22 protein-coding genes are annotated in these 26,220 nt (G+C 68.3%); 14 read left to right on the forward strand and 8 right to left on the reverse strand.

Translation table 11 applies throughout. From position 1 onward, the window contains the following. The 3 genes from B2742_RS08065 to B2742_RS08075 all read left to right on the forward strand — a co-directional run. A partial coding sequence (locus B2742_RS08065) for a DUF4893 domain-containing protein (RefSeq protein WP_292064915.1) occupies positions 1–578 on the forward strand: 578 nt, incomplete at its 5' end. Between the two features lie 89 nt (positions 579–667). Next, a complete protein-coding gene (locus B2742_RS08070) occupies positions 668–1,393 on the forward strand; it encodes a DUF4893 domain-containing protein (RefSeq protein ID WP_292064916.1) in 726 nt (241 codons plus the stop codon). Between the two features lie 73 nt (positions 1,394–1,466). After that, entirely contained in the window at positions 1,467–1,871 is a 405-nt protein-coding gene (locus B2742_RS08075) for a hypothetical protein (RefSeq protein ID WP_292064917.1), read from the forward strand. 37 nt (positions 1,872–1,908) lie between these two features. Here the strand turns inward: B2742_RS08075 and B2742_RS08080 are convergent, their stop codons facing one another. From B2742_RS08080 to B2742_RS08095, 4 genes are all read right to left on the reverse strand, one after another. After that, positions 1,909–2,526 carry a DUF4240 domain-containing protein gene (locus B2742_RS08080; RefSeq protein ID WP_292064919.1) on the reverse strand — a complete coding sequence of 206 codons (618 nt, stop codon included), beginning with the start codon at positions 2,524–2,526 and terminating at the stop codon, positions 1,909–1,911. After that, positions 2,523–3,383 carry a tetratricopeptide repeat protein gene (locus B2742_RS08085; RefSeq protein WP_292064920.1) on the reverse strand — a complete coding sequence of 287 codons (861 nt, stop codon included), beginning with the start codon at positions 3,381–3,383 and terminating at the stop codon, positions 2,523–2,525. The genes B2742_RS08080 and B2742_RS08085 overlap by 4 nt, the downstream gene beginning before the upstream one ends. Positions 3,384–3,387: 4 nt before the next feature. Further along, positions 3,388–5,037 carry a serine hydrolase gene (locus B2742_RS08090; protein WP_292064921.1) on the reverse strand — a complete coding sequence of 550 codons (1,650 nt, stop codon included), beginning with the start codon at positions 5,035–5,037 and terminating at the stop codon, positions 3,388–3,390. Between the two features lie 78 nt (positions 5,038–5,115). Then, positions 5,116–5,763 carry a LysE family translocator gene (locus B2742_RS08095; RefSeq protein ID WP_292064922.1) on the reverse strand — a complete coding sequence of 216 codons (648 nt, stop codon included), beginning with the start codon at positions 5,761–5,763 and terminating at the stop codon, positions 5,116–5,118. 150 nt (positions 5,764–5,913) lie between these two features. Between B2742_RS08095 and clpB the strand changes: the two genes are divergently transcribed. Continuing rightward, positions 5,914–8,517, forward strand: coding sequence for an ATP-dependent chaperone ClpB (gene clpB, locus B2742_RS08100; protein WP_292064924.1), 2,604 nt, complete (start codon positions 5,914–5,916; stop codon positions 8,515–8,517). Positions 8,518–8,853: 336 nt separating this feature from the next. Here clpB and B2742_RS08105 read toward each other — a convergent pair whose 3' ends face one another. Together B2742_RS08105 and B2742_RS08110 are read right to left on the reverse strand one after the other, a co-directional pair. Next, a complete protein-coding gene (locus B2742_RS08105; protein WP_292064925.1) occupies positions 8,854–9,384 on the reverse strand; it encodes a hypothetical protein in 531 nt (176 codons plus the stop codon). Positions 9,385–9,620: 236 nt separating this feature from the next. Beyond that, positions 9,621–10,046 carry a DUF1493 family protein gene (locus tag B2742_RS08110; RefSeq protein ID WP_292064926.1) on the reverse strand — a complete coding sequence of 142 codons (426 nt, stop codon included), beginning with the start codon at positions 10,044–10,046 and terminating at the stop codon, positions 9,621–9,623. A 632-nt stretch (positions 10,047–10,678) separates the two neighbouring features. On the opposite strand from B2742_RS08110, the gene B2742_RS08115 reads away from it, so the two are divergent. Continuing rightward, positions 10,679–11,110, forward strand: a complete 432-nt coding sequence (locus B2742_RS08115; protein ID WP_292064927.1) for a DUF2141 domain-containing protein — start codon at positions 10,679–10,681, stop codon at positions 11,108–11,110. Between the two features lie 34 nt (positions 11,111–11,144). Beyond that, entirely contained in the window at positions 11,145–12,605 is a 1,461-nt protein-coding gene (locus B2742_RS08120; RefSeq protein ID WP_292064929.1) for a carotenoid oxygenase family protein, read from the forward strand. 48 nt (positions 12,606–12,653) lie between these two features. Here B2742_RS08120 and B2742_RS08125 read toward each other — a convergent pair whose 3' ends face one another. Beyond that, on the reverse strand, positions 12,654–13,433 hold the full coding sequence (locus B2742_RS08125; protein ID WP_292064930.1) for a LytTR family DNA-binding domain-containing protein: 780 nt from the start codon (positions 13,431–13,433) through the stop codon (positions 12,654–12,656). After that, positions 13,430–14,134, reverse strand: a complete 705-nt coding sequence (locus B2742_RS08130) for a TetR/AcrR family transcriptional regulator (RefSeq protein ID WP_292064933.1) — start codon at positions 14,132–14,134, stop codon at positions 13,430–13,432. The genes B2742_RS08125 and B2742_RS08130 overlap by 4 nt, the downstream gene beginning before the upstream one ends. A 177-nt stretch (positions 14,135–14,311) precedes the next feature. Between B2742_RS08130 and B2742_RS08135 the strand changes: the two genes are divergently transcribed. From B2742_RS08135 to B2742_RS08175, 8 genes are all read left to right on the forward strand, one after another. Further along, entirely contained in the window at positions 14,312–16,564 is a 2,253-nt protein-coding gene (locus B2742_RS08135; RefSeq protein WP_292064935.1) for a TonB-dependent receptor, read from the forward strand. A gap of 124 nt (positions 16,565–16,688) precedes the next feature. Next, on the forward strand, positions 16,689–18,200 hold the full coding sequence (locus B2742_RS08140) for a spinster family MFS transporter (protein WP_292064937.1): 1,512 nt from the start codon (positions 16,689–16,691) through the stop codon (positions 18,198–18,200). An 85-nt stretch (positions 18,201–18,285) separates the two neighbouring features. Further along, on the forward strand, positions 18,286–19,476 hold the full coding sequence (gene sucC, locus B2742_RS08145; protein ID WP_292064939.1) for an ADP-forming succinate--CoA ligase subunit beta: 1,191 nt from the start codon (positions 18,286–18,288) through the stop codon (positions 19,474–19,476). After that, on the forward strand, positions 19,476–20,057 hold the full coding sequence (locus tag B2742_RS08150; protein ID WP_292064943.1) for a hypothetical protein: 582 nt from the start codon (positions 19,476–19,478) through the stop codon (positions 20,055–20,057). The genes sucC and B2742_RS08150 overlap by 1 nt, the downstream gene beginning before the upstream one ends. Positions 20,058–20,066: 9 nt before the next feature. Further along, the gene (gene sucD, locus B2742_RS08155) at positions 20,067–20,969 is read left to right on the forward strand and encodes a succinate--CoA ligase subunit alpha (protein ID WP_292064945.1); all 903 of its coding nucleotides are present in this window, start codon (positions 20,067–20,069) and stop codon (positions 20,967–20,969) included. A gap of 169 nt (positions 20,970–21,138) precedes the next feature. Then, the gene (locus B2742_RS08160) at positions 21,139–24,162 is read left to right on the forward strand and encodes a 2-oxoglutarate dehydrogenase E1 component (RefSeq protein ID WP_292064948.1); all 3,024 of its coding nucleotides are present in this window, start codon (positions 21,139–21,141) and stop codon (positions 24,160–24,162) included. Between the two features lie 74 nt (positions 24,163–24,236). Then, a complete protein-coding gene (locus tag B2742_RS15525; RefSeq protein WP_414633053.1) occupies positions 24,237–25,508 on the forward strand; it encodes a biotin/lipoyl-containing protein in 1,272 nt (423 codons plus the stop codon). 161 nt (positions 25,509–25,669) lie between these two features. Further along, the gene (locus B2742_RS08175; protein ID WP_292064950.1) at positions 25,670–26,137 is read left to right on the forward strand and encodes a phasin family protein; all 468 of its coding nucleotides are present in this window, start codon (positions 25,670–25,672) and stop codon (positions 26,135–26,137) included. Positions 26,138–26,220: the final 83 nt, after the last annotated feature.

A 26,220-nucleotide genomic window follows, 5' to 3' on the forward strand; every position in this document is an offset into this window, starting at 1 on the left:
CCCGGCTCCGGCGATCTGGGCCCCCCGGCGAGGCCGGCGCCCTGCGCGACTGGCGCGGCATCGTCACCGCCCCCGATCGCGACCGCTACAGCCGCCGCGATGCCGCCTGGTCCCTGGCCCTGCAGCAGGCGCGCCGCCAGCCCGGCTCCGGCGATCTGGGTCCCCTCGGCGAGCTGATTGAACCCGACGCCGCCCGGTCCCCCGTCGCGCCCCCGCCCGGCGACTATCGCTGCCGCACCGTCAAACTCGGCTCCCAGGGCGGCGAGGAGGGTCTCGGCTACGTCGTCTACGGCTGGTTCGCCTGCCGGATCGAAGCGACCGCCAACGGCCTCAAATTCTCCAAACTGACCGGCAGCCAGCGACCCGGCGGCCTGCTGTTCCCTGAGAACGACCGCCAGATGGTGATGCTGGGCTCCATGTCCCTCGCCTCGGAGCCGCCCGCCAACTCCTACGGCCAGCGCCCCGACCGCGACCTCGTCGCCGTGCTCGAACGGATCGGCGACCGCCGCTGGCGTCTGGTCATCCCCTGGCCCCAGAATGAGTCCAACCTCGACCTGATCGAGTTGGTCCCGGCCTGACGGACGGTTCGCCGACGTCGCCGGGCGCCGGTCCGTTGAACCACCGCCGACCCGGACCGTTTGCTTCGTTCAACCGAAGGACAGCCCGGATGCGCCACCTCGCCGTCATCGTCTCGCTCGCCGCCCTGCTCGCCGCCTGCGGCGACGCCTCCGCGCCCGGCGCCGATCCGGCGGTGCCCGTGAACGGCGCGCCGGCGGCCCCCGTCCCCCCGCCCGCCGCCGATCCCGCCACGCCCGCACCCACTGCGCCGCCCGCCGACGGCGAACAGGGCGGGACCGCCGACTGGCGCCAGGTCGTCTCCGCGACGGACGCGGCCAACCTCGGCCGTCTCGACCAGGCCTGGCGTCTCGGCCGCGCCGAGGCCGAGGACAAGGGCTTCGCCGCCCAGGTCGAGGCCCTCGGCCCGCTGGTCGACCCCAACGCCGGCCAGGCCGGCCGGCTTCAGCCTGCGCCGGGGACTTATCGCTGCCGCGCCATCAAACTGGGCAGCAACTCGCCCGGCGGCCTCGGCTATCTCGAATATCCGTTCTTCCGCTGCACTATCGAGCTGACGCCGGGCGGCGACCTGGTCCTGACCAAGACCACCGGCTCACAGCGCACGCGCGGCCTGCTTTATCCGGACACGGATCGTCGCCTGATCTTCGTCGGCGCCCAGGCCTGGGGCATGGATGAGCCTGGCTATCCGGACTACGGGGACCAGCCCGCCCGCGACCAGGTCGGCGTGTTCGAACGCATCGGTCCGAACCGCTGGCGGCTCGTGCTTCCGTGGCCGAAGGTAGACTCCAAGCTGGAGATCCTCGAACTCGTCCGCTGACCGCCCTTGACCCCCGTGACGGGGGCGGCGAGTCTGGCGGCGCGGGGCGGCCCCGTGTCGTCAGGAGGGTTTCATGCGCGGGTTCAGCCTCACCATCGGTTCGGTCATTCTCATCGCCATCGTGGGTCTGATCGCGCTCGTCGGCATGCCGACCTACAACGTCTACGCCAAGCAGATGCAGGGCAAGGCCGCCTATGAGGAGGCAGTGCAGAACCGCCGCATCCGCGTGCTGGAAGCCCAGGCCGCCCTCGATTCCGCCCAGCTGACCGCCCAGGCCGAGGTCGCCCGCGCCCGCGGCACCAACGAGGCCAACCGCATCATGGCCGAGAGCCTCGGCGGCCCCGAGAACTATCTGCGCTGGTCCTACATCCACATGCTGGAGGAGACCGCCGGCAAGCCGGGCCGCGAGGTCATCTACATCCCGACCGAAGCCGCCATGCCGATCCTCGAGGCCAGCCGGTCGCGCCCGGCGCAGTAGGCAACCAAGCCAGACGGCTGCCGGCCAACCCGGACGATCAGCCTCCGAACCGGGCCCAGGTCCTCGGGAAGTTCGCTGCCAGCCAGGCCGGGTCTTCCTGAAAGGGCTCGCCCGTCGGGTCCTTTCCGTCAGTCATCAGGTCCAGATAGAGCGGAATCTCGTCGGGGGAGGATCCGGTCTTCTCACCCCAGACATCCCACGACACCGCGGCGAACGCCTCGTAGTCCAGATGGCCCTCGGTGCCGTCGGCGAGAAGGTCGGCGAGGTCATCGGGGTGAGCCAGGATCCGCTCGAACAGGGTCCGGCCCTTCGACAGCAGCCATCGCCGGAAATACTCGAAGCCATCGTCCGACATACCCCCTTCGATGATGTAGCCGACGGCCCACAGGTCCCATCGATACGCCCGCGCGAGGTGCCGTTGCATGGTGTTGGTGAAAGCCACAACCTCGTCGGCCGTCAGGGCTTCCAACGCCTGTCGCAGGGCCTCCGTCTGCACACGCGTGTCCGCTTGGTGGAGGGCGGTCCGGTCCACGATGGCCCAGAACTGGTCGTCATTCATGAACGGCTCTCCGTCACGTACACCGGCGGCGTTCGCGCCGGTTGCGGCCGTTGTCATCATCACGGCCGCGCCGACGATGAGGTCCCGCCGCCTCACCCCTTCGCCGTACAGGTCAGCGCCTCGCGGTACAGGGCGGCGCCGGGCTCCAGACGTCGCGCCTCGGCCAGCTGCCGGTCGGCCTGGGCGCACTGGCCCAGCGCCGCCAGCACCGTCGCATACGAATGCCGTATGGGCGCGATCTCCGGCGCCAGCGCCACGGCCCGCTCGCACCAGGGCAGGGCCTGCTCCGCCCGCCCGGCCTGGGTCAGGACGTAGCAGTGGTTGTTCAACGAGCCTGCGTCGTCGGGCTGCAGATCGACCGCGCGTTTGCTGTCCACCAGCGCGGCGTCGTACTCGCCGATCTGCTCCAGGGTGGCGGCCCGGTTGCTCAGGGACGCCCAGTCTTCCGCGGGCAGGGCGATGAACATGGCGCGGGCCGATGCGAAGGTCGCGGCGTCGCCATCCTTCAGGATCGGCAGGATGCGGATCAGGACCTCGAACCGAAGATCGTCGTTGATCGGCCGGCGATCCCGGGGATCGCCCGCGACCGAGGGGTCGTCGACCAGCATCAGCCAGGCGCGATTGGCGTCCGCCAGGGCCTCCGCCGCCCGGCCGGCGCGCTGGTAGCTGTCGCCGCGGAAGGTGTGCAGGATCACGTCCGAGAACACCTCCTGGCCCGGCGTCTCCGCCTTGTCATAGAAGCGCAGCGCCCCGGCGTAGTCGCCCTCCAGATAGGCCTGGGTGCCGAGATTGATCATGGCGAGGGAATAGGGGGGCGTGCCCTGGCCGGCGGCGTCGGCGCAGGCCTGCCAGTCGATGCTCTCGAACGCGCCCCGGCACGCCGGCGGCGCGGGAACCTCCTGCGCCTGCGCAGCGCCGGCGGCCAGCGCCACGGCGAAGGCGAGTTCGATCATCGCCTCAAACCTTCGTCAGGCGCAGGTCGTGATAGTCGTACGAAAAGTCCGCATCCGGACTGACGGCCTTCATCGTCGCCGAAACCGGCCGGCTGTTCTCCAGGGTGAAGGTGATGAAGACGTCCTCTTCCCGCTTGTCGTGGAAGCGGGTGCGGAAGGTGTCGCCGTCATAGGGCTCGAGCGCGCCACTGAGCGCCGGTGTCCTGGAGAAGCGAAGGTCGAGCGTCGGCCGTCCTACGGGCCGACGCGCATGACTCGTGACGACGACCATCTCCTCGATGACGATATCCCCGTACCAGGGGTCCCGCCACGTCCCGGCATAGGCCGCCAAGGGCAAGGACGGTCGCGCCCCCGCGGACTGTTTGGCGTCGATCGCCGCCGCCGCCTCGACCGACCGCGCATTCCCCTCGGCCTGCAGCCGCTGGCCATCGGCGATCCAGTCGAAATCCGTCTTGCCCATGACGATGTCGGTGATGCCGCTGCGCAGCGCCCGCGTCAGCATCCCCTCCTCGGCATTGGTGAAATACGAGAAGCCCGCGTTCCGCCCCGGGATCAGCACCGTGCCCGAGACATAGCCCGGCGCCCCGCCGCCATGGGTGATCATCCGCTCGCCGCGATAGTCCTGCACCTGCCAGCCGGTGGCGTAGGTCGAGGCGATGGCCCGCCCCGGCAGGGTCGCCGTCGGCCCGGCCGAGCTGCCGATGATGATGTTGGGCCGCCACATCTCGTTGGCCCGCGCCTCGGAATAGAGCCGCGTCCCGTCCGGCAGGGCGCCGCGCGCCAGCTGCACCGCGATCCATTTGGCCCAGTCCACCGGGGTGGTGACGAAGCCGCCCGCCGCCCCCGCCGAGGACCAGTTCCACACCTCCTGGATCGACCGGCCGATGGTCTGCATCTCGCCCTGATAGCGCAGCGGCGGCCCCAGCCGGCCGTGCGGCAGGGCCGACTTCGCCGGATCGGCGGCGGTCATCAGCGGCAGGGTTTCGCTCATGCCCAGCCGGTCGAGGATCCGGGTCTGTATGAAATCCTCCCATGCCATCCCCGACGCGGCCGCGATCACCTCGCCGGCCACCACGAACATCAGATTGCAGTAGTGGTACGTCGTCCGGAACGTATCCTCGATCGGCACATGCGGCACCGCCGCCATGATCTCCGCCCGCGTCCGGTCGCTGTTCGGCCAGAACAGCAGGTCGCCGGCCCCGAGGCCGAAGCCGATCCGGTGGCTGACCAGATCGCGCACCGTCACCATGTCGTTCAGCTCGGGCTTGGACAGGGCGAAGTCGGGCAGATAGGTCCGCACCGGCTCGTCCCACTTCACCTTGCCCTCGTCGATCAGGATGGCCAGGGCGGCGCAGGTCACGGCCTTGGTGTTCGAGGCGATGGCGAACAGCGTGTGCTCATCCACCGCCGCTCCGCCGATCGCCCGCACGCCATAGCCCCGCGTCAGCACCGCCTGCCCGTCCTTGACCAGGGCCACCGACACCGCCGGCTGATCCGGGAAGCCGGCCATGGTCTGTTTCACGAAGGCGTCGACCTGCTCCGCCAGCGTAGCGCTGTCATTGGCCGCGGCCTGGGCCCAGCCGGTGGAGGGCAGGGCGGCCGCGCCGGCCACGGACGAAACCAGCGCCGCGCGGCGCGTAAGACGGATGGACATGAGGCGGCTCCCGACGGACTGGAGGCGGACGCTAGCCCGCCCGCGCGGACCCTGTCCATCGCCGCCTCAACCCCCGCTCTAGCCCCGTGTCTCCCACGCCATCCACAGGGCCACGACGGCGATGCCGCCGGCCATCCCCGCGCGCAGCACCGGCCCCTGCACCCGCTTCAGCACCAGGCCGCTCGCGCCCGCCCCGCCCAGCACGATGATCGAATGCACCGCCACCGCCACGACCAGATGCAGCCCGCCCAGCGTCAGCGCCTGGGTCAGCGGCGATCCGTGATCGGGCCGCATGAAGGTCGGCAGCAGGGCGACATAGAAGACCGCCGCCTTGGGATTCAGCAGATTGCCGGTCATGCCGCGCAGGAACAGGCCGCGCATCGTCCGCACCTCGGCGCCGTCGCCGGCGGCCGGATCGCCCTCGCCGCGCCACGCCTCCCACGCCAGCCACAGCAGGAACAACACCCCGGCCCAGCGGATCCCCTGATACAGCGGCGGCCAGATCAGCAGGACCTGGGTCAGGCCGAAGGCGGCGGCCAGCATCCACGCCGCCAGCCCCACCGTCACCCCCGCCACCGCCGCAAACCCCGCCGGCCGCCCGCGCGCCAGCGAGACCAGCGCCAGCCAGCCCATGTTCGGGCCCGGCGTCAGCTCGATCAGCACCACGGCCACGAGGAAGGGAAGGATGACGCCGGGGTCGACCGGCCAGGCGGAATGGGGGATCAAAGACGTCTCCTCGGCGCTCTCACCGTAGCGCGACCGGTCCGGTCCGCCACCCCTTGTAGCCCCCGTTCGCCACACCCACGTTTGCGACATATCAAGGCGTCGCTTCCAGAAAGGGCGCCTGTGGCTCCATCCGCCTGACAGGGGACTGCCTTGAACCTCGACCTCTACTCCGACCGCGCCAAACAGGCCGTTCAGTCCGCCCAGTCGCTGGCGCTCGCCCGCCGGCACCAGCAGTTCGCCCCCGAACACCTGCTCAAGGTGCTGCTGGAGGAGCGCGACGGCCTCGCCCGCAACCTGATCACCGCCGCCGGCGGCGACCCGGCCAAGGCCGAGCTCGCCACCGAGACGGCGCTGAAAAAGCGCGCCCAGGTCAGCGGCGGCAACGGCCAGATCTATCTCGACGGCGACACCGCCCGGGTCTTCGCCGCCGCCGAGGCCGCGTCGAAAAAGGCCGGTGACGCCTTCGTCACCACCGAACGCCTGCTCTCCGCCATCGCCCGCGAGGGCGGCGTCGCGGCCGAAGTCCTGAAATCCGTCGGCGCGACACCCGACAAACTCGACGCCGCCATCGCCGAGGTCCGCAAGGGCAAGACCGCCGACAGCGCCGGGGCGGAAGACGCCTATGACGCCCTCAAACGCTACGCCCGCGACCTGACCCTGGCCGCCCGCGACGGCAAGATCGACCCCGTCATCGGCCGCGACGAGGAGATCCGCCGCACCATCCAGGTCCTCGCCCGCCGCACCAAGAACAACCCCGTCCTGATCGGCGAGCCCGGCGTCGGCAAGACCGCCATCGTCGAGGGCCTGGCCCTGCGCATCGTCAACGGCGACGTGCCGGAATCCCTGCGCGACAAGACCGTCATGGCCCTCGACATGGGCTCCCTGATCGCCGGCGCGAAATATCGCGGCGAGTTCGAGGAGCGGCTCAAGGCCGTGCTGGCCGAGGTCACCGCCGCCGAAGGCGGCATCATCCTGTTCATCGACGAGATGCACACCCTGGTCGGCGCCGGAAAGGGCGACGGCGCCATGGACGCCTCCAACCTGCTCAAGCCCGCCCTCGCCCGCGGCGAGCTGCACTGCGTCGGCGCCACCACGCTGGATGAGTACCGCAAACACGTCGAGAAGGACGCCGCCCTCGCCCGCCGCTTCCAGCCCGTCTTCATCGAGGAGCCCAGCGTCGAGGACACCGTCTCCATCCTGCGCGGCATCAAGGAGAAGTATGAGGTCCACCACGGGGTCCGCATCAGCGACAGCGCCATCGTCGCCGCCGCCACCCTCAGCCACCGCTACATCACCGACCGTTTCCTGCCCGACAAGGCCATCGATCTGATCGACGAGGCCGGCAGCCGCGTCCGCATGGCCGTCGATTCCAAGCCTGAGGCGCTGGACGAGATCGACCGCCGTCTGGTCCAGCTCAAGATCGAACGCGAGGCCCTGAGGAAGGAGACCGACAAGGCCTCCGTCGCCCGTCTCGAAAAGCTGGAGGACGAGATCGCCGACCTCGAGGGCGAATCCGAAGACCTCACCACGCGCTGGAAATCCGAGAAGGAAAAGGTCGGCCAGGGCGCCCAGCTGCGCGAAACCCTCGACCGCCTGCGCGCCGAACTGGCCGCCGCCCAGCGCGCCGGCGACCTCGGCCGCGCGTCCGAGATCGCCTACGGCCAGATCCCCCAGATCGAGAAACAGCTCGCCGACGCCGAGGCCGCTGAGGCCGACCAAAAAAACGGAAAAGGGCCCGGCCCCCTGACCCCCGAGGTCGTCGACGCCGAACAGATCGCCCAGGTCGTCTCCCGCTGGACCGGCGTCCCCGTCGACAAGATGCTGGAGGGCGAGCGCGAGAAGCTGCTGGCCATGGAGGACGCCCTGCGCGCCCGCGTGGTCGGTCAGGACGAGGCCCTGACCGCCGTCGCCGACGCCGTGCGCCGCGCCCGCGCCGGCCTCAACGACCCCAACCGCCCGCTGGGCAGCTTCCTCTTCCTCGGCCCCACCGGCGTCGGCAAGACCGAGCTGACCAAGGCCCTGGCCGCCTTCCTGTTCGACGACGAGGCCGCCATCACCCGGATGGACATGTCGGAGTACATGGAGAAGCACAGCGTCTCCCGCCTGATCGGCGCCCCGCCCGGATACGTCGGCTATGACGAGGGCGGCGCCCTGACCGAGGCCGTGCGCCGCCGCCCCTATCAGGTCGTCCTGTTCGACGAGGTCGAAAAGGCCCACCCCGACGTCTTCAACGTCCTGCTCCAGGTGCTCGACGACGGCCGCCTGACCGACGGCCAGGGCCGCGTCATCGACTTCAAGAACACCCTGATCATCATGACCTCCAACCTCGGGTCAGAGGCCCTGGCCAACCAGGGCGAGGGCGACGATGTCGAGACGGTGCGCCCCTACGTCATGGAACAGGTCCGCGGCCATTTCCGCCCCGAGTTCCTGAACCGCATCGACGAGATCATCCTCTTCCGCCGCCTCGGCCGCGACCAGATGGCCGGCATCGTCCGCATACAGATGACCCGGTTCGAAAAACTCCTCGCCGACCGGCGGCTGACGTTGTCGCTCGACGACAGCGCCTACGCCTGGCTCGCCGACAAGGGCTACGACCCGGTCTATGGCGCCCGCCCGCTGAAGCGCGTCATCCAGAAGGACCTCGTCGACCCGATCGCTAAGAAGCTGCTGGCCGGGGAGATCGAGGACGGGAGCGTGATCGCCGTGTCAGCGGGGGAGGGCGGGCTGGTGATCGGGAAGGCGCGGGTGCATTAGGTCCCTTGTCATCCCGGGCCGCGAAAGCGGACCCGGGATCGGGAAGACGTGCGTTGGAGGAGCCCTTACCATCGCGTCCTCAAAGTCCTGTCTAGCTCAACTTTTGCGTTGAGATGAGATTCCCCTAAGGTTTGACCTCTGTGGAGGGAAACCATGAGTCTCGACGGCATAACGATCGGCGTGCTCGGCCTAATCATTGCCGGACTAGGCGTGGCAGCCACGCTACCTTGCGCTCAAGGGTGAGGGTCGACGGTCCGGGGGCGGCTTCGCCGCTTCCACCACCCGACCCACATCCGGCCCTTCGGGCCACCTTCTCCCAGCGGGAGAAGGGCCCCGCTAATCCTTGCTCTCGAAATGGGTGAGCAGTCGCTCCAGAACCGCGATCGCGGCGGCCTGGCGGGCCTTGTGGTCATCGGACGCCGCCGCCTTGATCCGGGCGCGGCGCATCAGCTCCTGCGTCAGGGCCAGCCCCCGGAGATCCTTCCGGAAAGCCTTGCTGGAAGCCAGAGCCAGCCGCTCGACCTCGCCCTCCAGCCTGACGGCGTGCTCCATGAAGTCCTGAGTGTCATAGGCAGACCACGCCGCCGCCACCGAGCCGGCGCCCAGAATGGTGGGAGCCTCGCCATCATACGGGTCGAACAGCTCGGCGCGGTCCGGGAAGAGGGTGACCTCCACCTCTTGGCCGATCAGGGACGCGATGTCGGTTTCCTGAAAGCGGGCCGCGTCGAACTTCGCGACGAACACGCATTTCGCGTCCGGCGTGGTCGAAAAAACGAAGGGGTAGAAGCGCAGTTCGGCCTGCCCGGCCTGCATCGTTGCGCGGCCGAGGACGCCATAGAAGTCAGCATGTTCTGACGGCTCATCCACGGGGCCTTTATGGCATCGTCCGGACCTCGGCGCACCGGGCTATGACGCGGGCCGCCTCAGCGCCCCCTCTCCCATGGGGAGAGGGCTTGAGCGCACGGCGGCGCAGCCGTCGTTCTGGCGCGAAAGGGTGTGGGTCGACGGTCCGGGGGCGGCTTCGCCGCTTCCACCGCCCGACCCTCATCCGGCCCTTCGGGCCACCTTCTCCCGATGGGAGAAGGAACGCCGCTGCCCGCCGCCTATCCCGCGAACTTCATCCACCCCAACACCGCCAGCCCGATCAGGACCACCACCGTCAGGACCTGGTTGATCACCATATCCCACCGCCGACGGGGCACGCTGTGTTCGGGATAGACGATCGGCCAGCGTCGCGTGCGGACGGCCTCCGTCAGGGTGGCGACGGTGATCGGGATATGGCCGAAGCGCCGGTAGAGCGGCCTGTAGAAGAGCGCGCCGGGATTCGAGCCCTCCTCGCCATGGTGGAAATACCAGCGGTAGTCCGTCGCATCGACCTCGAACCGGGCGAAGAACGCGTCCGTGAAATCCGAGGCCTCGTCGCCGTCGATCCCGAAGGCGTCGAACAGGTCCACGTCATCCGCCACGGGCCGCGCCCGCTCGCAGACCTCCGCGATGAACTCCAGAACCGCCTCGCGCGCCTCGCTCATGACGCCATCCTGACACGCCGGGCGTCAGTGCCCCAACAGCGGCATCACCTCCCCCGCCTGCCTTCCCGCCCCGTATCATCCCACCCCTTTGAACCCCGGACTCTCCCGTCTCGCCCCTCTGGGAAGTGTCCCGGCCGCCTTTTATCCCGCCTTCGCCGGCGCCGGGTTAGACTCAACGGCACAGGGCCCGGGACAAACCGGGCCATGGCCTGTCCGGTCTTTGACAATCCGATCCAGCCCCCGCCCGGCCGCCCCAGGTCCGGCGCCCAACCCCCGAAACCCGAGGGGCGAGAAGGCAGCTTTTCGCGATTTTTTGGGGCTCTCCCTCCCCCGAAGTGGGGAGGGATGATCGCGGAGCGATCCGGGTGGGGAATTGCGAAGCCTGGCGCCGCCGGTGCGCGACTGGCGTTCCCCACCCGGGCTCCGCTTCGCTTCGCCGTCCCTCCCCACTTCGGGGGAGGGAGAACGCAACCCGCCTGTTCACCCACGTTTCGCCAACGAACACCCGCGGTCATTCGCGAACGGCGCCCGCCCGAAGCCGCAACCGGCGTGGCGGCGGCCCCGGCGGCCCCGCACGGTCGGTCCATCGAAAACGGCCCGGTCGTCGGGCCCCGTACATGAAGGACCCCGCCATGATCCGCCTCGCCGCCACCGCCGCCGCCGCCGCCCTGCTGCTCACCGCCGCCCCCGCCCTGGCCCAGTCGGCCGACAGCCAGATCGTCCTGACCTTCGAGACCGGCGCCCGCACCGGCATGGTCATGGTCGCCCTGTTCGACTCGGCCGCCGCCTTCGACAGCGACTCGGGCCGCCCCGTCGCCGCCACCGCCGTCCGCGCCTCGGGCCCGGTCGTCGCCACCTTCGAAAACCTGCCCGCCGGCGACTATGCGGTGAAGGCGTTCCACGACGTCAACGGCGACGGCGAAATGAACATGAACCCCTTCGGCATGCCGACCGAGCCCTATGCCTTCTCCAACAACGCCGTCGGCAACATGGGCCCCGCCCGCTGGGACCGCGCCCGCTTCACCGTCTCCGGCGAGACGACGCAAACGATCAGCATCCGCTGATCCGATCCTCGCAGCGCCCATCAGGAGACTTCCCATGCACGCCTCCCGCCGCAATTTCCTCATGGGCGCCGCCGCCCTGTCCGCCGCCGTGGTCACCCCCGAGACCGTCCGCGCCATGACCGCGATGCGGACCGCGACCGACTGGGGCCTGGCCACCGCCGACGTCGAGGCCGACATCGCGCCCCACGCCATGCGCCTGATCCACGGCCGGGCCCCGGCCGGGCTGGAGGGCGCCCTGTACCGCAACGGGCCGGCCAAATTCCGCCGCCCCGGCGGCTCGGCGACCCACTGGTTCGACGGCGACGGCCTGGTGCGCCGCTTCCGCATCTCGGACGGCCGGGCCGAGCTGGCCGCCCGCTTCGTCGACACGCCGAAGCGCCGGCAGGAGACGCGGCTCGACGCCATGGTCATGCCCGGCTTCGGCACCGCCGCAGACCCCCGCGCCGAGATCGGCTCGAACGACGACGCCAACGCCGCCAACACCTCGGTGCTGATGGCCGGCGACGCCCTCTGGGCCCTGTGGGAAGGCGGCTCGGCCGTGGCCATGGACCCCGAGACCCTGGCGACCCGCGGCATGGTCACCCACCGGGCGGACCTGAAGAGCATGCCCTTCCTCGCCCACCCGCGCCGCGAGCCGGACGGCCGCATCTGGAACCTCGGCATGGGCGGCGGCCAGGCCATGGTCTGGCGCCTCTCGCCCACGGGCGCGCTGGAGGCGGCGACGCTGATCGACCTGCCGCGCGCCAGCTATCTCCACGACTTCACCGCCACCGCCCGTCACCTCGTCATCGTGCTCCAGCCCTGGGTGCAGGCGCGGATGACCATGCCCTTCGCCGACGGCTTCGAATGGCGGCCCGACGAGGGGACCCAGGTGCTGGTCATCGACAAGGACGACCTGACGAAGCGCCGCGTGTTCGAGCTCCCGGCCTTCGGCTTCTTCCACCTCGGCGACGCCTGGTCGGACGGCGACGACATCCGCTTCGATCTCTGCGCCCACCGCGACATGGATTTCGCCGCCCGCGGCGCCACCGAGATCCTGAACGGCGTGCCGCTGAACGGCGAACCGGCCCGCCTCGCCCTCGCCCATCTCCGCGCCGACGGCTCGGCCGACCTTCAGCGCACGGACCATGTCGCCGAGTTTCCGCGCAGCGACCCGCGCCGCGCCGGTCTGCCGCGCCGCTTCACCCTGCACTCGGCCGAGGAGACGCCGGGCCGCCCCTTCGCCAGCGCCATCGGCCTGACCGACTGGGGCTCGGGCCGGACCCGCGTCTTCGACTTCGGGGCCGATCACGTGATGGACGAGATGGTCTTCGTCCCGCGCCCGGGCGGTTCAGCCGAGGACGACGGCTGGCTGGTCGGGCCGACCCTCAACCTGCCGGCCCGGGCGTCGGAACTGCATGTGCTGGACGCGGCCCGGATCGAGGACGGCCCGATCGCCACCTGGCGCGCCGACGCGGCCCTGCCGGCCAGCTTCCACGGCATATGGGCTGGATGAGGCGGCCGGCCTCAAGTAGCGCGAAGCGCGGTAGGCCAACGAGAAGGCCTAGTACCAGCCGGCCTCGCGCAGGGCCCGGGCGTAGCGGCGGCTCACCGGCGCCGTGATCCCGCCCTCCAGCGTCAGGGTCGCCCGCCCGTCGCCGCGGCTCACGCCCCGGACCGCATCCTTCGCCACCCACCAGCTGCGATGCGTCTGCGCGCCTTCCAGGCCCTCCAGCTCCGCCAGGGCGTCCGACAGCCGCATCAGGATCAGGTCCGAGCCGCGGTCGGTGTGGACGCGCAGATAATGGTCCTCGGACGACACCGCCCGGATGACCGCGCCCCGCAGTTTGAACGGCAGCCGGTCCAGAAACCGCGCCGGCTTCGCCCCGGGCGCCGCCGCATGGGTCTGCACCGGCGTTCGCGCGAGGAAGACGTTCAGGGCGCTGATCGTCCCTGTCACCACCAGCACCGGGCCGATGAACTCCGGCAGCCTGGCGAGCGTGATCGACCCGTCGCCGTCAAAGAACCAGCCGGTGACGGCCCAGACCATCACCGCCAGCGGCCCCGACATCACCAGCGTCAGGGCGACCACGGCCAGCAGCGGCCGCAGGTCCATGTCGACATATCGCTCAACCAGCAGGGAGCACAGATGCCCCCAGATCGCGCCGAGCAGCATCAGCGGCAGCCAGTAGCCCAGCCGGAACAGCAGCGAGGTCCCGCTCATGCCGAACGCCTCGGTCAGGGCCAGCACCACCCCCGCCGCCAGCGCCACGCCCAGTCCGCGCAGCAGGCTGCGGTCGATCGTGAGCCGCACCACGTCCGGCGATGGCGAGGTCTCGCTCACGCCTTCTCCGCCGGCCCGCAGACCGCGCGGAACCCCGCCGCCGCGAACCGCACCATATAGTCGCCCGCCGTCTCCAGATCCCCCGACCGGCACAGGCCGCCCGACAACCGGTCCAGCCGCCCCGTCTCGCCCAGTGTCAGCGTCAGCGCGCCCGACAGATTGTGATAGGCCCAGTAAAGATCGACGTCGGCGGCCTCCGGCAGGATGACCTTGATCAGCTCGATCAGTCGCCGGATCGCGGGGTCGTAGTAGCGGGCCATGGTCTCGCCGCCGAAGGTCGGATTGGCGTTGGTCTGGGCCACCAGGGCCGAATAGTGTTTCCACCCCGGCCCACCCTTCAACGACCACTGGAACGGCGGCCGCAGGAAGGCCTCGAACAGGCCCTCCAGCGTCATCTCGCCCGGTTCCCGCTCCCGGGCATAGCGGTTGATGGCCTCGACCCGTTCGTTGTTCCAGACCTCCGCCCGTCTCAGAAACACCGCGTCGAACAGCCCGCGCTTGGCCCCGAAATAGTAGTGGACCAGCGCCGTATCCACGCCCGCTTCCCGCGCCACCTCGCGGATGGTGACGCCATAGAAGCCGTGCTTCGAGAACAGGTCCTCCGCCGCGTCCAGAATCAGGTCGCGGGTGTCCGCAGAGCCGGCGGTCTTGGCTTTGGGCGGGCGGCCACGCCGGGCCGGCGGCGCATCGGGCTGGGTCATGGCCCATGACTAGGCTGCAATTCCCTGCCTGTGCAACGGCGCCACAGGTTCGGGCGCCGGTTGAGGCGGAGAAGCTGCGCCGTTTGACAGCGGGCTGAAAACGATTACGGTCCCGGAAAATCATTGAACGCTGAATAAAAAGCGTCATCGGTTGGAAACACAGAATTGGGGCTACCTATGAATCGCTATGTAAAGACCGCCTTGCTCGCCGGCGCCGCCTGGAGCGCGCTGTCCACCTTCGCCATGGCCCAGGACGCCGCGCCTCAAGAGGCCGCGGGTCTGGACGACGTCATCATCACCGCCCGCCGGACCGAAGAGTCCGTGCAGACCACGCCCTTGTCGGTCACCGCCTTCTCGGGCGAGGCGCTGGAGCGTCAGGGCGCCCAGCAGGTCACGGATCTGCAAGGCGCCGTGCCGAACCTGAATATTGTGCAGGGCCGCGGTTCGTCGAACGCCACGAACATCTACATCCGCGGCATCGGTCAGCCTGATGCCCTGCAGACGTTCGATCCGGCGGTCGGCGTCTATGTCGACGACGTCTACTACAGCCGTATCCGCGGCACCCAGTTCGACCTGCTGGACCTGGAACGGATCGAGGTTCTTCGCGGCCCGCAGGGCACGCTGTATGGCAAGAACACCATTGGCGGCGCCCTGAAGCTGGTGTCGCGCCGGCCGGGCCAGGAGTTCCGGGCGCGGGGCTCGGTCGCCTATGGCGACTACGACATGATCGATATCCAGGCCGCCGTCTCGGGACCGCTCAGCGACACGATGGCGTTCGGCCTGTCGGCCCTGCACTCGGAGCGCGGCGGCTATGTCACCAACCCGACCACGGGTGAAGAGTACAACGACAAGAACACCAATGCCGTGCGCGGGACGTTCGCCTGGGATCCGGCGGCAAACCTGCGGATCGACATCACCGGCGACTATTCGCATGACGACGCCGGCCTGACCGTCGGACAGGCCACCAACAGCCTGATCGGCTTCAGCGGCCAGACGATCGTCGCGGTGCCGCTGCCCTTGGCGGAATACAATTTCCAGACCGAGGTCGACCCCGACCTGCCCAATGAAACCCGCCTGGAGTCGCGCGGCGTCTCGGCCAGCATCGCCTATGATTTCAGCGACAGTCTGACGCTGAAGTCGATCACGGCCTATCGCAGGCTGAATACGGATGACTACATTGACTTCGACGCCACCGCGGAAGAAGTCAGCTCGGCGCTCGTCGCGGTCGATCAGGACCAGGTCAGCCAGGAATTCCAACTGACCTACGAATCCGGCCCGCTGACCGCTGTGGGCGGACTCTATTACCTCAAGGAAACGATCGACTCGCATCAGGAAGCCTATGCGGACGATCTGCTCGGCCCCCTGTTCCTGAACTCGGGCTTCCTGCGCACGGTGGACGACACCCTGGAGACGACCTCGCAGGCGGCGTACGGCAACCTCACCTATGCGCTGACCGACGCCTTCCGCATCTCGGGCGGCGTGCGGTTCACCGAAGAGGAAAAGGACTACGACCGGACGACGTCGACCTTCTACAGCCTGCTTCCGGGCTTCAATGCCACCTACCCCTTCGCGCCTCCGGTGGCGAAGTTCGACGACACCTCGGTGATGGTGTCGGCGGACTACCAGCCGACCGAGGACATCCTGATGTACGCCCGCTATTCCCAAGGCTTCAAATCAGGCGGCTATAACGGTCGCGCCAACTCCCCAACCGAATCCACCGCCTACCAGCCCGAAACCGCCGACAGCTACGAAATCGGCGTCAAGACGACGACGTGGGACAATCGCTTCCGGTTCAACATCGCCGCCTTCCAGACCCGGTACGAGAATTTCCAGGCACGGGTGTCGGGCCTCGACGTGGATCCGATCACCAATCTGCCGCTGGCCGTGCTCAGCGTGATCAACGCCGGCGCGCTGGACATCTTCGGCTTCGAAATTGAAAGCGCCGTCGCGGTCACGGACGCCTTCTCGGTGGACGCCCAGATTGGCTATCTCGACGCCACCTACGACGAGTTCGCCGACGCCCGTTTCACCTCCACCGGCGGTAGCCGCGCCTTCCAGGAGCCGGCCTTCTCGCCGACCTGGACGGCGCGCTACGGCGCCCAGTACGTCATCGAAATGCCGGGCGGCGGCGACATCACCCTCGGCGGCGCGGCCAAATACCGCTCGCGCATGGCGCTGACGGTCGACAATACGCCGACCAACAGCACGGTCGAACTGCCGGGCATGTTCCAGGACGCCTACTGGCTCTACGACGCGCGCGCCGTCTTCAACGACGCCTCGGGCCGCTACTCGATCGGCGTCTACGGCCAGAACCTCTCGGACGAGGTCTACAAGACCGACGCCCAGGAGTTCTCCTCGGTCGGCAGCATCCGCACCGCCTATTACGGCGCGCCGCAGACCTGGATGATCAAACTCTCGGCCCGCTACTAGGCCGAGCCTGATCCCGCACGATCAAGGGCGGCGGTTCACCTGAGCCGCCGCCCTTTTTCTTTGGCGCTGCTTCAAAGCGACGCTACCGTCCGTCCAACAAGAAGACCAAGTCGAGGGAAACGCCATGACCGCCACGGACGCCGCCGCGCCGGCCGAACGGCCCGGATACCGCTTCTACGTCCTGGCGATCCTGATCCTCGTCTACATGCTCAACTTCCTGGATCGCCAGATCATCGGCATCCTGGCGGCGCCGCTGAAGGCGGAGTTCGGCCTGTCCGACAGCCAGTTCGGTCTGCTGGGCGGCATCGCCTTCGCCTCGGTCTACTCGACCCTCGCCATTCCCCTGGCCTGGTTGGCCGACCGCTACAGTCGGGTCTGGATCATGACCGGGGCGCTGGCGGTGTGGAGCGGTTTCACCGCCCTGTGTGGCGTGGCGACCTCCTTCACCCAGCTGTTCCTGTTCCGCATGGGCGTGGGCGTGGGCGAGGCGGGCGGGGTGGCCCCGGCCTATTCCCTCGTCGCCGACTATTTCCCGCCGCATCAGCGCGCGCGCGCCCTGGCCGGCTTCGCCTTCGGAATTCCGCTCGGCACGGCGGCCGGAACCCTCGTCGGCGGCCTGCTGGCGGACGCCTATGGCTGGCGCACGGCCTTCATCGTTGTCGGCCTGCTGGGCCTGCTGCTGGCGCCGGTGCTGCTGCTGACGGTGCGCAATCCCAAGCGAGGCGGGACAGACGCCATCAAGACCGAGGCGGAACTCGCCGTCATCGCCGCCGCGCCGGTGGTCGGGTCGGGCAAGACGGGCGCTGTCGCGGCCCTCATCATGCTGGGGATCGGCGCGGGCGCCCTGACTCTCGCGGCCCTGATCCATTTCGGCGGTCTGGCTCTGGGCAATCCGCTGGTGTTCGCCTTCGGCGGCCTGCTGGCCATGGTCATCGGCATCTCCCTGACCATCGCCCGCCGCACAGCCTCGGCGGTCATCCCCAAGCCGAGCTTCTGGCTTCTGGCCCTCGGCGCGGCCTCGTCCTCCGTCTGCGGCTACGGGGTGGCCGGCTGGCTGCCGCTGTTCTTCATGCGCAGCTTCGGCCTGACCCTGCCCCAGACCAGCTGGTACTATGCCGGCATCGCCCTGATCGGCGGCACCCTTGGCATCTGGCTGGGCGGCGCTATCGCCGACAAGCTGTCGAAGCGGGGCAAGGGGGCCTATCCCCTGACCCCGGCCATCGCCTTCCTGATCTCGGCCCCGATGTTCATCCTGGCGATGAACTCGCCGTGGCTGATCGGCCTGGTCATCCCGGGCGGCGGCACCAATGCGCAGCAGCTGATCCTGGCCTTCCTGATCTTCCTGATTCCGACGGGTCTGAACCTGGCCTGGCTGGGGCCCATCACGGCCTCGATCCAGCACCTCGTCCCGGCGCCGATGCGTTCGACGGCCTCGGCCCTGTTCCTGCTGATCAACAATCTGCTCGGCATCGCCGTCGGCTTCTACTATTTCGGCTGGATGAGCGACCTGCTGGCCCCGCGCTTCGGCGACGAGAGCCTGCGTTGGGCCATCTACACCGGCATGGGCTTCTATCTGCTGGCCTCGGTCCTGCTGATCGGCGCCTCGCGGACGTTGAAGAAGGACTGGGTCGACTAGAACCGGCCCATTCGCCCGCCCCCGGTTGCACCCGCGAAGGCGCGGGTCCTATAAGCACGCCGACTCTCCTCCCAAGGCGGCATTCATGAACATTCACGAGTATCAGGCCAAGCAGGTCCTGAAGGGCTTCGGCGCACCGGTCGCGGCAGGCGTGGCCATCACCTCGGCCGATCAGGCTGAAGCCGCCGCCAGGCAGCTGCCCGGGCCCCTGTACGTCGTGAAGTCGCAGATCCACGCGGGCGGCCGCGGCAAGGGCAAGTTCAAGGAACTGCCGGCCGACGCCAAGGGCGGCGTCCGCCTCGCCTTCTCGATCGAGGAGGTGGTCAAGCACGCGAAGGAGATGCTGGGCAACACCCTGGTCACCGCCCAGACCGGCGACGCCGGCAAACAGGTCAACCGCCTCTATATCGAGGACGGCGCCGACATCGACCGCGAGCTGTATTGCTCGCTGCTCGTCGACCGCCAGTACGGCCGCATCGCCTTTGTCGTCTCGACCGAGGGCGGCATGGACATTGAGGCCGTCGCCCATGACACGCCCGAGAAGATCCAGACCATCGTCATCGACCCGGAAGCCGGCGTCACCGCCGAAGACGTGGCCAGGATCAACGCCGCCTTCAAACTGGACGGCGCAGCGGCCGAGGACGGCAAGACCCTGTTCCCCATCCTCTACAAGGCCTTCGTCGACACCGACATGTCGATGCTGGAGGTCAATCCGCTGATCGTCATGAAGGACGGTCATCTGCGGGTGCTGGACGCCAAGGTCAGCTTCGACGGCAACGCCCTGTTCCGCCACCCGGACATCAAGGAACTGCGCGACGAGACCGAGGAAGACGCCAAGGAGATCGAGGCCTCGGAATGGGACCTTGCCTATGTGGCGCTGGACGGCAACATCGGCTGCATGGTCAACGGCGCCGGCCTGGCCATGGCGACGATGGACATCATCAAGCTGTACGGAAAAGAGCCGGCCAACTTCTGCGACGTCGGCGGCGGCGCCTCCAAGGAAAAGGTCGCGGCGGCCTTCAAGATCATCACCGCCGACCCCGCGGTCGAGGGCATTCTGGTCAACATCTTCGGCGGCATCATGCGCTGCGACGTCATCGCCGAGGGCGTGGTCGCGGCGGTGAAGGAAGTCGGCCTGAAGATGCCGCTGGTCGTGCGCCTCGAAGGCACCAATGTCGCCGAGGGCAAGCGCATCCTGAACGAGTCGGGCCTGGCGATCACGGCGGCGGACGACCTCGACGACGCGGCCCAGAAGATCGTTGCGGCGGTGGGGTGATGGCGAGGGGTCTGTGCCTGACGCTGGCGATTGTTGCCGTGGCGGCCGCCACACCGGCAGCGGCCCAATCCTTCGATACCTTCAGGAGATTTTGTCTTGAAACGGGAGGCGTGCCGGAAAGCGCGGTCAGCGCGCTCAATCAGGCCGGATGGGAAACAGACCCGCGTAGCGCAAACCTGCCGGCTGATTCGTCCGTCACCTTGATGAGCGATCCCGCGACCGGCACTCCCGCTCCGGAAATGGCAATGGTGGGCTTCATTGCTTCCCCGACCGGTCTGTCGGTGCCGGTCTGCTCGGTCATGGGGCCAGCCGTCGAGGCCGAACTCGTAGAGCAGGTGACTGGCTGGGCCGGTTTCGCGCCCGCGCGCTCGGCCCAAGGCTGGACCTCGTGGATATATTCCGGCGGCCCCGATCAAGTGACGCCGCAGCTTGATCTTGTGGACGCCGACGATGCCAAGCTTCAGGCTGCGGCGAGATCACGCGGCACAATCCACGCCATCCAGGTTCGTACCGCCCGAGCCGGACCCTTCCTTTTCCATTCCAGCGTGGCTCCAGAAGCCACGACACTCCCGACGCACTGAAAGCTGATCATGTCCATCCTCGTCGACAAGAACACCAAGGTCATCGTCCAGGGCCTGACCGGCAAGACCGGCACCTTCCACACCGAACAGGCGCTCCGCTACTACGGGACGAAGATGGTCGGCGGCGTGCACCCGGCCAAGGGCGGCACGAACTGGACCGGCTCGGAGGGCGAGACCCTGCCGATCTATGCCTCGGTCGCCGAGGCGAAAGAGGCCACGGGCGCGACCGCCTCGGTGATCTATGTTCCGCCGGCGGGCGCCGCGGACGCCATCATCGAGGCCATCGAGGCCGAGGTCCCCTTCATCACCTGCATCACCGAGGGCATCCCGGTGCTCGACATGGTGCGGGTCAAGGCGCGGCTGGACCGGTCGAGCTCCCGCCTGCTGGGCCCCAACTGCCCCGGCATCCTGACTCCCGAAGAGTGCAAGATCGGCATCATGCCGGGCTCGATCTTCAAGAAGGGCAATGTCGGCATCGTCTCGCGCTCGGGCACCCTGACCTATGAGGCGGTGTTCCAGACCTCGAACGAGGGCCTCGGCCAGACCACGGCCGTCGGCATCGGCGGCGACCCGGTCAAGGGCACGGAGTTCATCGACGTGCTGGAGCTGTTCCTCGCCGACCCCGAGACCCAGTCGATCGTCATGATCGGCGAGATCGGCGGCGGGGCCGAGGAGGACGCGGCCCAGTTCCTGATCGACGAGGCGAAGAAGGGCCGCTCCAAGCCGATGGTCGGTTTCATCGCCGGCCGCACCGCCCCCAAGGGCCGCACCATGGGCCACGCCGGCGCCGTCGTCTCGGGCGGCAAGGGCGATGCGGAGTCCAAGATCGCCGCCATGCAGGCCGCGGGCATCCGGGTGTCGGACTCGCCGGCGCGGCTCGGTGCGACCCTCGTGGACGTGCTCAAGGGCTGAAGTTATGTCCCACCAGTGGGGCATGGAAGCGGCGAAATTCACCGGATTTCGCTGAATTTCCGCCCTTTCGCCCCCATTCGGTCATGACCCATAAGGAAACAGCGCCTATATCAGCGGCGCCGGTCGCGCGCAGGCGTGCGCGCGCCGCCCAAGGGATGCGACGAGAACTATGGCGGACGATGCCGGTCGGCTGAACCAGGTCTTTGCCGAGACCAGCTTCCTGTATGGCTCCAACGCCTCGTTCATCGAGGACCTGCACGGCAGATGGGCCGCCGATCCGGCGTCCGTTTCGGCCGAGTGGCGCGCCTTCTTCGACCAGCTGCGCGACAACGCCGAGAGCGTGAAGGCCTCGGGCGCCGCGGGTTCGTGGGGCCGCAAGGTCGCCGCCGAGCCGACCGAGGCGACCGGGGTGTTCGACGGCCGCTGGCCCGCTCCGAAGCCTGATCCGAAGAAGCCGGGCGCACCCGCCCCGGCCGCGGTCGCCGCTGCGCCCGACCCCGCCGTCCTGGCCGAGGCGGTGCGCGCCGCCGCCCATGATTCGATCCGCGCCCTGATGCTGATCCGCAGCTACCGCGTGCGCGGCCACCTGCAGGCCAATCTCGATCCGCTGGGCATCGAACAGCCCACCAGCAATCCCGAGCTCACCCCGGAATTCTACGGTTTCACCGAAGCCGATCTCGACCGGCCGATCTTCCTCGACGGCGTGCTCGGCTTCCAGACCGGCACCATCCGCGAGGTGCTGGCGCTGCTCAAACGCACCTATTGCAGCACGCTCGGCATCCAGTTCATGCATATCGCCGAGCCGGACGAGAAGAACTGGCTGCAGGCACGGTTCGAGGGTTCGGACAAATTCGCCCAGAACGGCTTCACCCGCGAGGGCAAGCTGGCGATCCTGAACAAGCTGATCGAGGCCGAGGGTTTCGAACGCTTCCTGCACAAACGCTTCCCCGGCACCAAGCGTTTCGGTCTGGACGGCGGCGAGGCCATGGTCCCGGCGCTGGAGCAGATCATCAAGCGCGGCGGCGCCCTGGGCGTCGACGAGATGGTCTTCGGCATGGCCCACCGCGGGCGGCTGAACACCCTCGCGGCGGTGATGGGCAAGCCCTATCGCGCCATTTTCCACGAATTCCAGGGCGGCTCGACCGTGCCCTCAGACATCGAGGGCTCGGGCGACGTCAAATACCATATGGGCGCCTCGTCGGACCGCGAGTTCGACGGCAACAGCGTCCACCTGTCCCTGACCGCCAACCCGTCGCACCTCGAAATCGTCAACCCGGTGGTGCTGGGCAAGGCGCGGGCGAAACAGGCGTTCGACATCCGCGAGGCCCGCGCGACCGGCGACGCCGCCGACGACGAACTGGCGCTGGACCGCAGCAAGGTCATGCCCCTGCTGATCCACGGCGACGCCGCCTTCGCGGGCCAGGGCGTGGTGGCCGAATGCTTCGCCCTGATGGGGCTGAAGGGCTACCGCACCGGCGGGACGATGCATTTCGTCGTCAACAACCAGATCGGCTTCACGACGAGCCCGCGCAACAGCCGCTCGAGCCCCTATCCGTCGGACGTGGCCCTGATGGTCCAGGCGCCGATCTTCCACGTCAACGGCGACGATCCGGAAGCCGTGGTCTTCGCCGCCAAGGTGGCCACCGAGTTCCGCCAGAAATTCCACAAGGACGTGGTGGTGGACATGTTCTGCTACCGCCGCTTCGGCCACAACGAGGGCGACGATCCGACCTTCACCCAGCCGCTGATGTATTCGAAGATCCGCGCGCTGAAATCGACGCGCGAGATCTACGCCGAGCGTCTGGTCGCCGAGGGAGTGATCGACCAGGCCGCCGTCGACGCCGAGGTCGCCCGCTTCGAGGCCTTCCTCGACGCCGAGTTCGAGGCCGGCAAGACGTTCGAGGCGCACAAGGCCGACTGGATGGACGGCCAGTGGCAGGGCATCGGCCTGCCCGAGGGCGACGAGCGGCGCGGCGAGACCTCGGTCCCGGCGGCGAAGCTGGCCGACCTCGGCCATCGCCTGACCACGATCCCGAACGACGTCGACATGCACAAGACGCTGAAGCGCGTCATGGACGGCCGGCGCGAGATGATCACCTCGGGCCAGAACATCGACTGGGCCACGGCCGAAAGCCTGGCCTTCGGCTCGCTGCTGGACGAGGGCTTCCCGGTCCGGCTGTCGGGCCAGGACTCGGTGCGCGGCACCTTCTCGCAGCGCCATTCGGGCATCGTCGACCAGACCACCGAGGCCCGCTACGTCCCGCTCAACAATCTGCGCGAGGGCCAGGCCGAATACGAGGTGATCGATTCGGCCCTGTCGGAAGAGGCGGTGCTGGGCTTCGAATACGGCTACGCCCTGACCGACCCCAACACCCTGGTGATGTGGGAGGCCCAGTTCGGCGACTTCGTGAACGGGGCCCAGGTCGTGATCGACCAGTTCATCACCTCGGGCGAGCGCAAATGGCTGCGCATGTGCGGCCTGACCATGCTGCTGCCGCACGGCTACGAAGGCCAGGGGCCGGAACACTCCTCGGCCCGTCTCGAGCGTTTCCTGCAGCAGTGCGCCGAGGACAATATCCAGGTCGCCAACTGCTCGACCCCGGCCAACTATTTCCACATCCTGCGCCGCCAGATGCACCGGCCGTTCCGCAAGCCGCTGATCATCATGACGCCCAAGAGCCTGCTGCGGCACAAGAAGGCGGTTTCGGCCCTCGCCGAGATGGCCGAGGGCAGCTCCTTCCACCGCGTCCTGCACGACGACGCCGAGACGCGGCCCGAGGTCGCCGGCATCGCCATCAAGCCGGATGCGGACATCCGTCGCGTCGTCCTGTGCTCGGGCAAGGTCTATTACGACCTGCTGGAGCGGCGCGAGAAGGATGTGGCCGAGGGCAAGGGCGGGGACGACGTCTATCTGATGCGGCTGGAACAGTTCTATCCGTGGCCGATGAAGTCGCTGCTGACCGAACTGGGGCGCTTCCCGAACGCCGAGCTGGTCTGGTGCCAGGAAGAGCCCAAGAACATGGGCGGCTGGACCTTCGTTGATCCCTGGCTGGAGCTGACGCTGGACAAGCTGGACATCAAGGCCAAACGCGCCCGCTACGTCGGCCGTCCGGCCTCGGCCTCGACCGCCGCGGGCCTGATGAGCCGGCACCTGAAAGAACTCGACGCCTTCCTGACCGACGCCTTCGCCTGATAAGCCCTCCCGTCCCGGATAACCGCTGCGCGGTTTCCGGGATGCCAAAAGCAAGAAGTTAGAAAGCCCCTCCCATGGCCGACATCCTGACCCCCGCCCTCGGCGAATCCGTCACTGAAGCCACGATCGGCAAATGGACGAAGAAGGCCGGCGACGCCGTGAAGAAGGACGAGGTGCTGGTCGAGCTGGAGACCGACAAGGTCTCGCTGGAAGTGGTGTCGCCCGCCGACGGCGTGCTGTCCGAGATCAAGACCCCGGACGGCGAGACCGTGATGCCGGGCGCCGTGCTCGGCGTGGTCACCGAAGGCGCGTCCGCCGCCGCGCCCGCCGAGGCCCCCAAGGCTGAAGTCAGGGCCGCCCCGGCGCCGAAAGCCGAGGCGCCGGCTCCCGTCGCCGAGGCCGCGCCCGCCGCAGCGCCCGCGGCTTCCGGCGGTTCCGTCGCCATCATGACCCCGACCATGGGCGAGAGCGTCGCCGAGGGCACGATGGGGACCTGGCTGAAGAAGTCCGGCGACACGGTCGCCAAGGATGAAATGCTGGTCGAGATCGAGACCGACAAGGTCGCGGTCGAGGTGTCGGCCCCCGCCGCCGGCGTCCTGACCATCGCCGCCGAGGCCGGCTCGACCGTCACCCCGGGCCAGCAGATCGGCAGCATCGCCGCCTCGGGCGAGGCCGCCGCCCCCGCTCCGGCCCAGCCCGCCGCGCCCGCCGCCGCTCCGGCATCCGACGCCCCGCATCTCTCGCCCGCCGTGCAGCGCGTGGTGACCGAGAACAACCTCGACCCGAAGGCGCTGGCCGCCACGGGGCCCAAGGGCAACATCACCCAGGCCGCCGGCCTGCCGCTGGCGACGCTTTATCGCCAATATCCCTCAAAACTGGCCCTGCTGCGTGGTTTTGCCGCTCGCATCGATGGCCAGATGCTGGAGGCTTTGGGCAGCGCGGCAATGGCAGAAGCCAGTGTGAAAGACCGGTTATTCGAGGTGCTGATGGCGCGCTTCGATGCCTTGGCGCCGCATAAGGAAGCGATGCGGGTGCTGTTGCGCGAATTGCCGCGCGATCCGCTGGCGGCCTTGTGTTTCGCCGAAAGCGGCCTGAAGCGCAGCCTGGATTGGGCTTTGGCAGCAGCGCAGCTTGATGCCGCCAGCCTGCGCGGCGCTGTGCGGCGTAAGGCGCTGGGCGCGATTTATCTCGACACGCTGAGGGTCTGGCTGGCCGATGACAGTGCCGATCTGGCCCGCACCATGGCGCATCTCGACAAGCGGCTTGGCCAGGCCGAGGGGGGGCTTGCGGGTAGGAGCGGAATCGGCGGCATATTTTCGCGCATGCGAAATAAGCAGGCCGAGTAAATCCATAACTATATAATTTATAACATTTTAAATTTTTGCTGCACTGCACAAAAAACTACTTGACCGCGTTTCGGCCGCTGCCTATATTCAGGGCATTCCCGGCACCATTACCAGTGCAACCTTTGGCCCAGCCGCGCCAGCCAGCCATGGAGCGTTCCATCATGACCAAGACCGAGTTCCCCTTCGCCGCCGCTTTTGACTTCAACAAGATGTTCGACCCGAAGCTGTTTGATGCCCAGCAGATGTTTGCCGGCTACAAGCTGCCGGGCTTTGATGCCGATGCGCTGGCCGCCGCGCAGAAGAAGAATATGGATGCCATTGCCGCTGCCAACAAGAAGGCTTTTGAAGGCTATCAGGCGCTGGCCAAGCGCCAGGCCGAGCTGTTTCAGCAGGGCATCGAGGAACTGACCGCCCAGGTCAAGGATGTGATGGCCAAGGGCGCCAAGGATATCGATCCGACCAAGCAGGCCGAGCAGATCAAGTCCGCCGTGGAGAAGGCGCTGCTGAACCTGAAGGAACTGGCCGAGCTGGCGACCAAGACCAACACCGAGACTTTCGAGACGCTGAACAAGCGGGCCAACGAAGTGGTGGAAGAACTGCGCACCACCTTCGCCAAGTTCGGCAAGTAAGCCTAGGGTGCGGACCCATTCTTAGCGGGTCCGTGACGGCGTGCTTTTCTTGCCTGGCCAGGAGGCAAGCCGAAAGCGATGTG

Origin of the sequence: Brevundimonas sp. UBA7664, from assembly GCF_002483305.1 — a bacterium.
Classification (GTDB): domain Bacteria; phylum Pseudomonadota; class Alphaproteobacteria; order Caulobacterales; family Caulobacteraceae; genus Brevundimonas.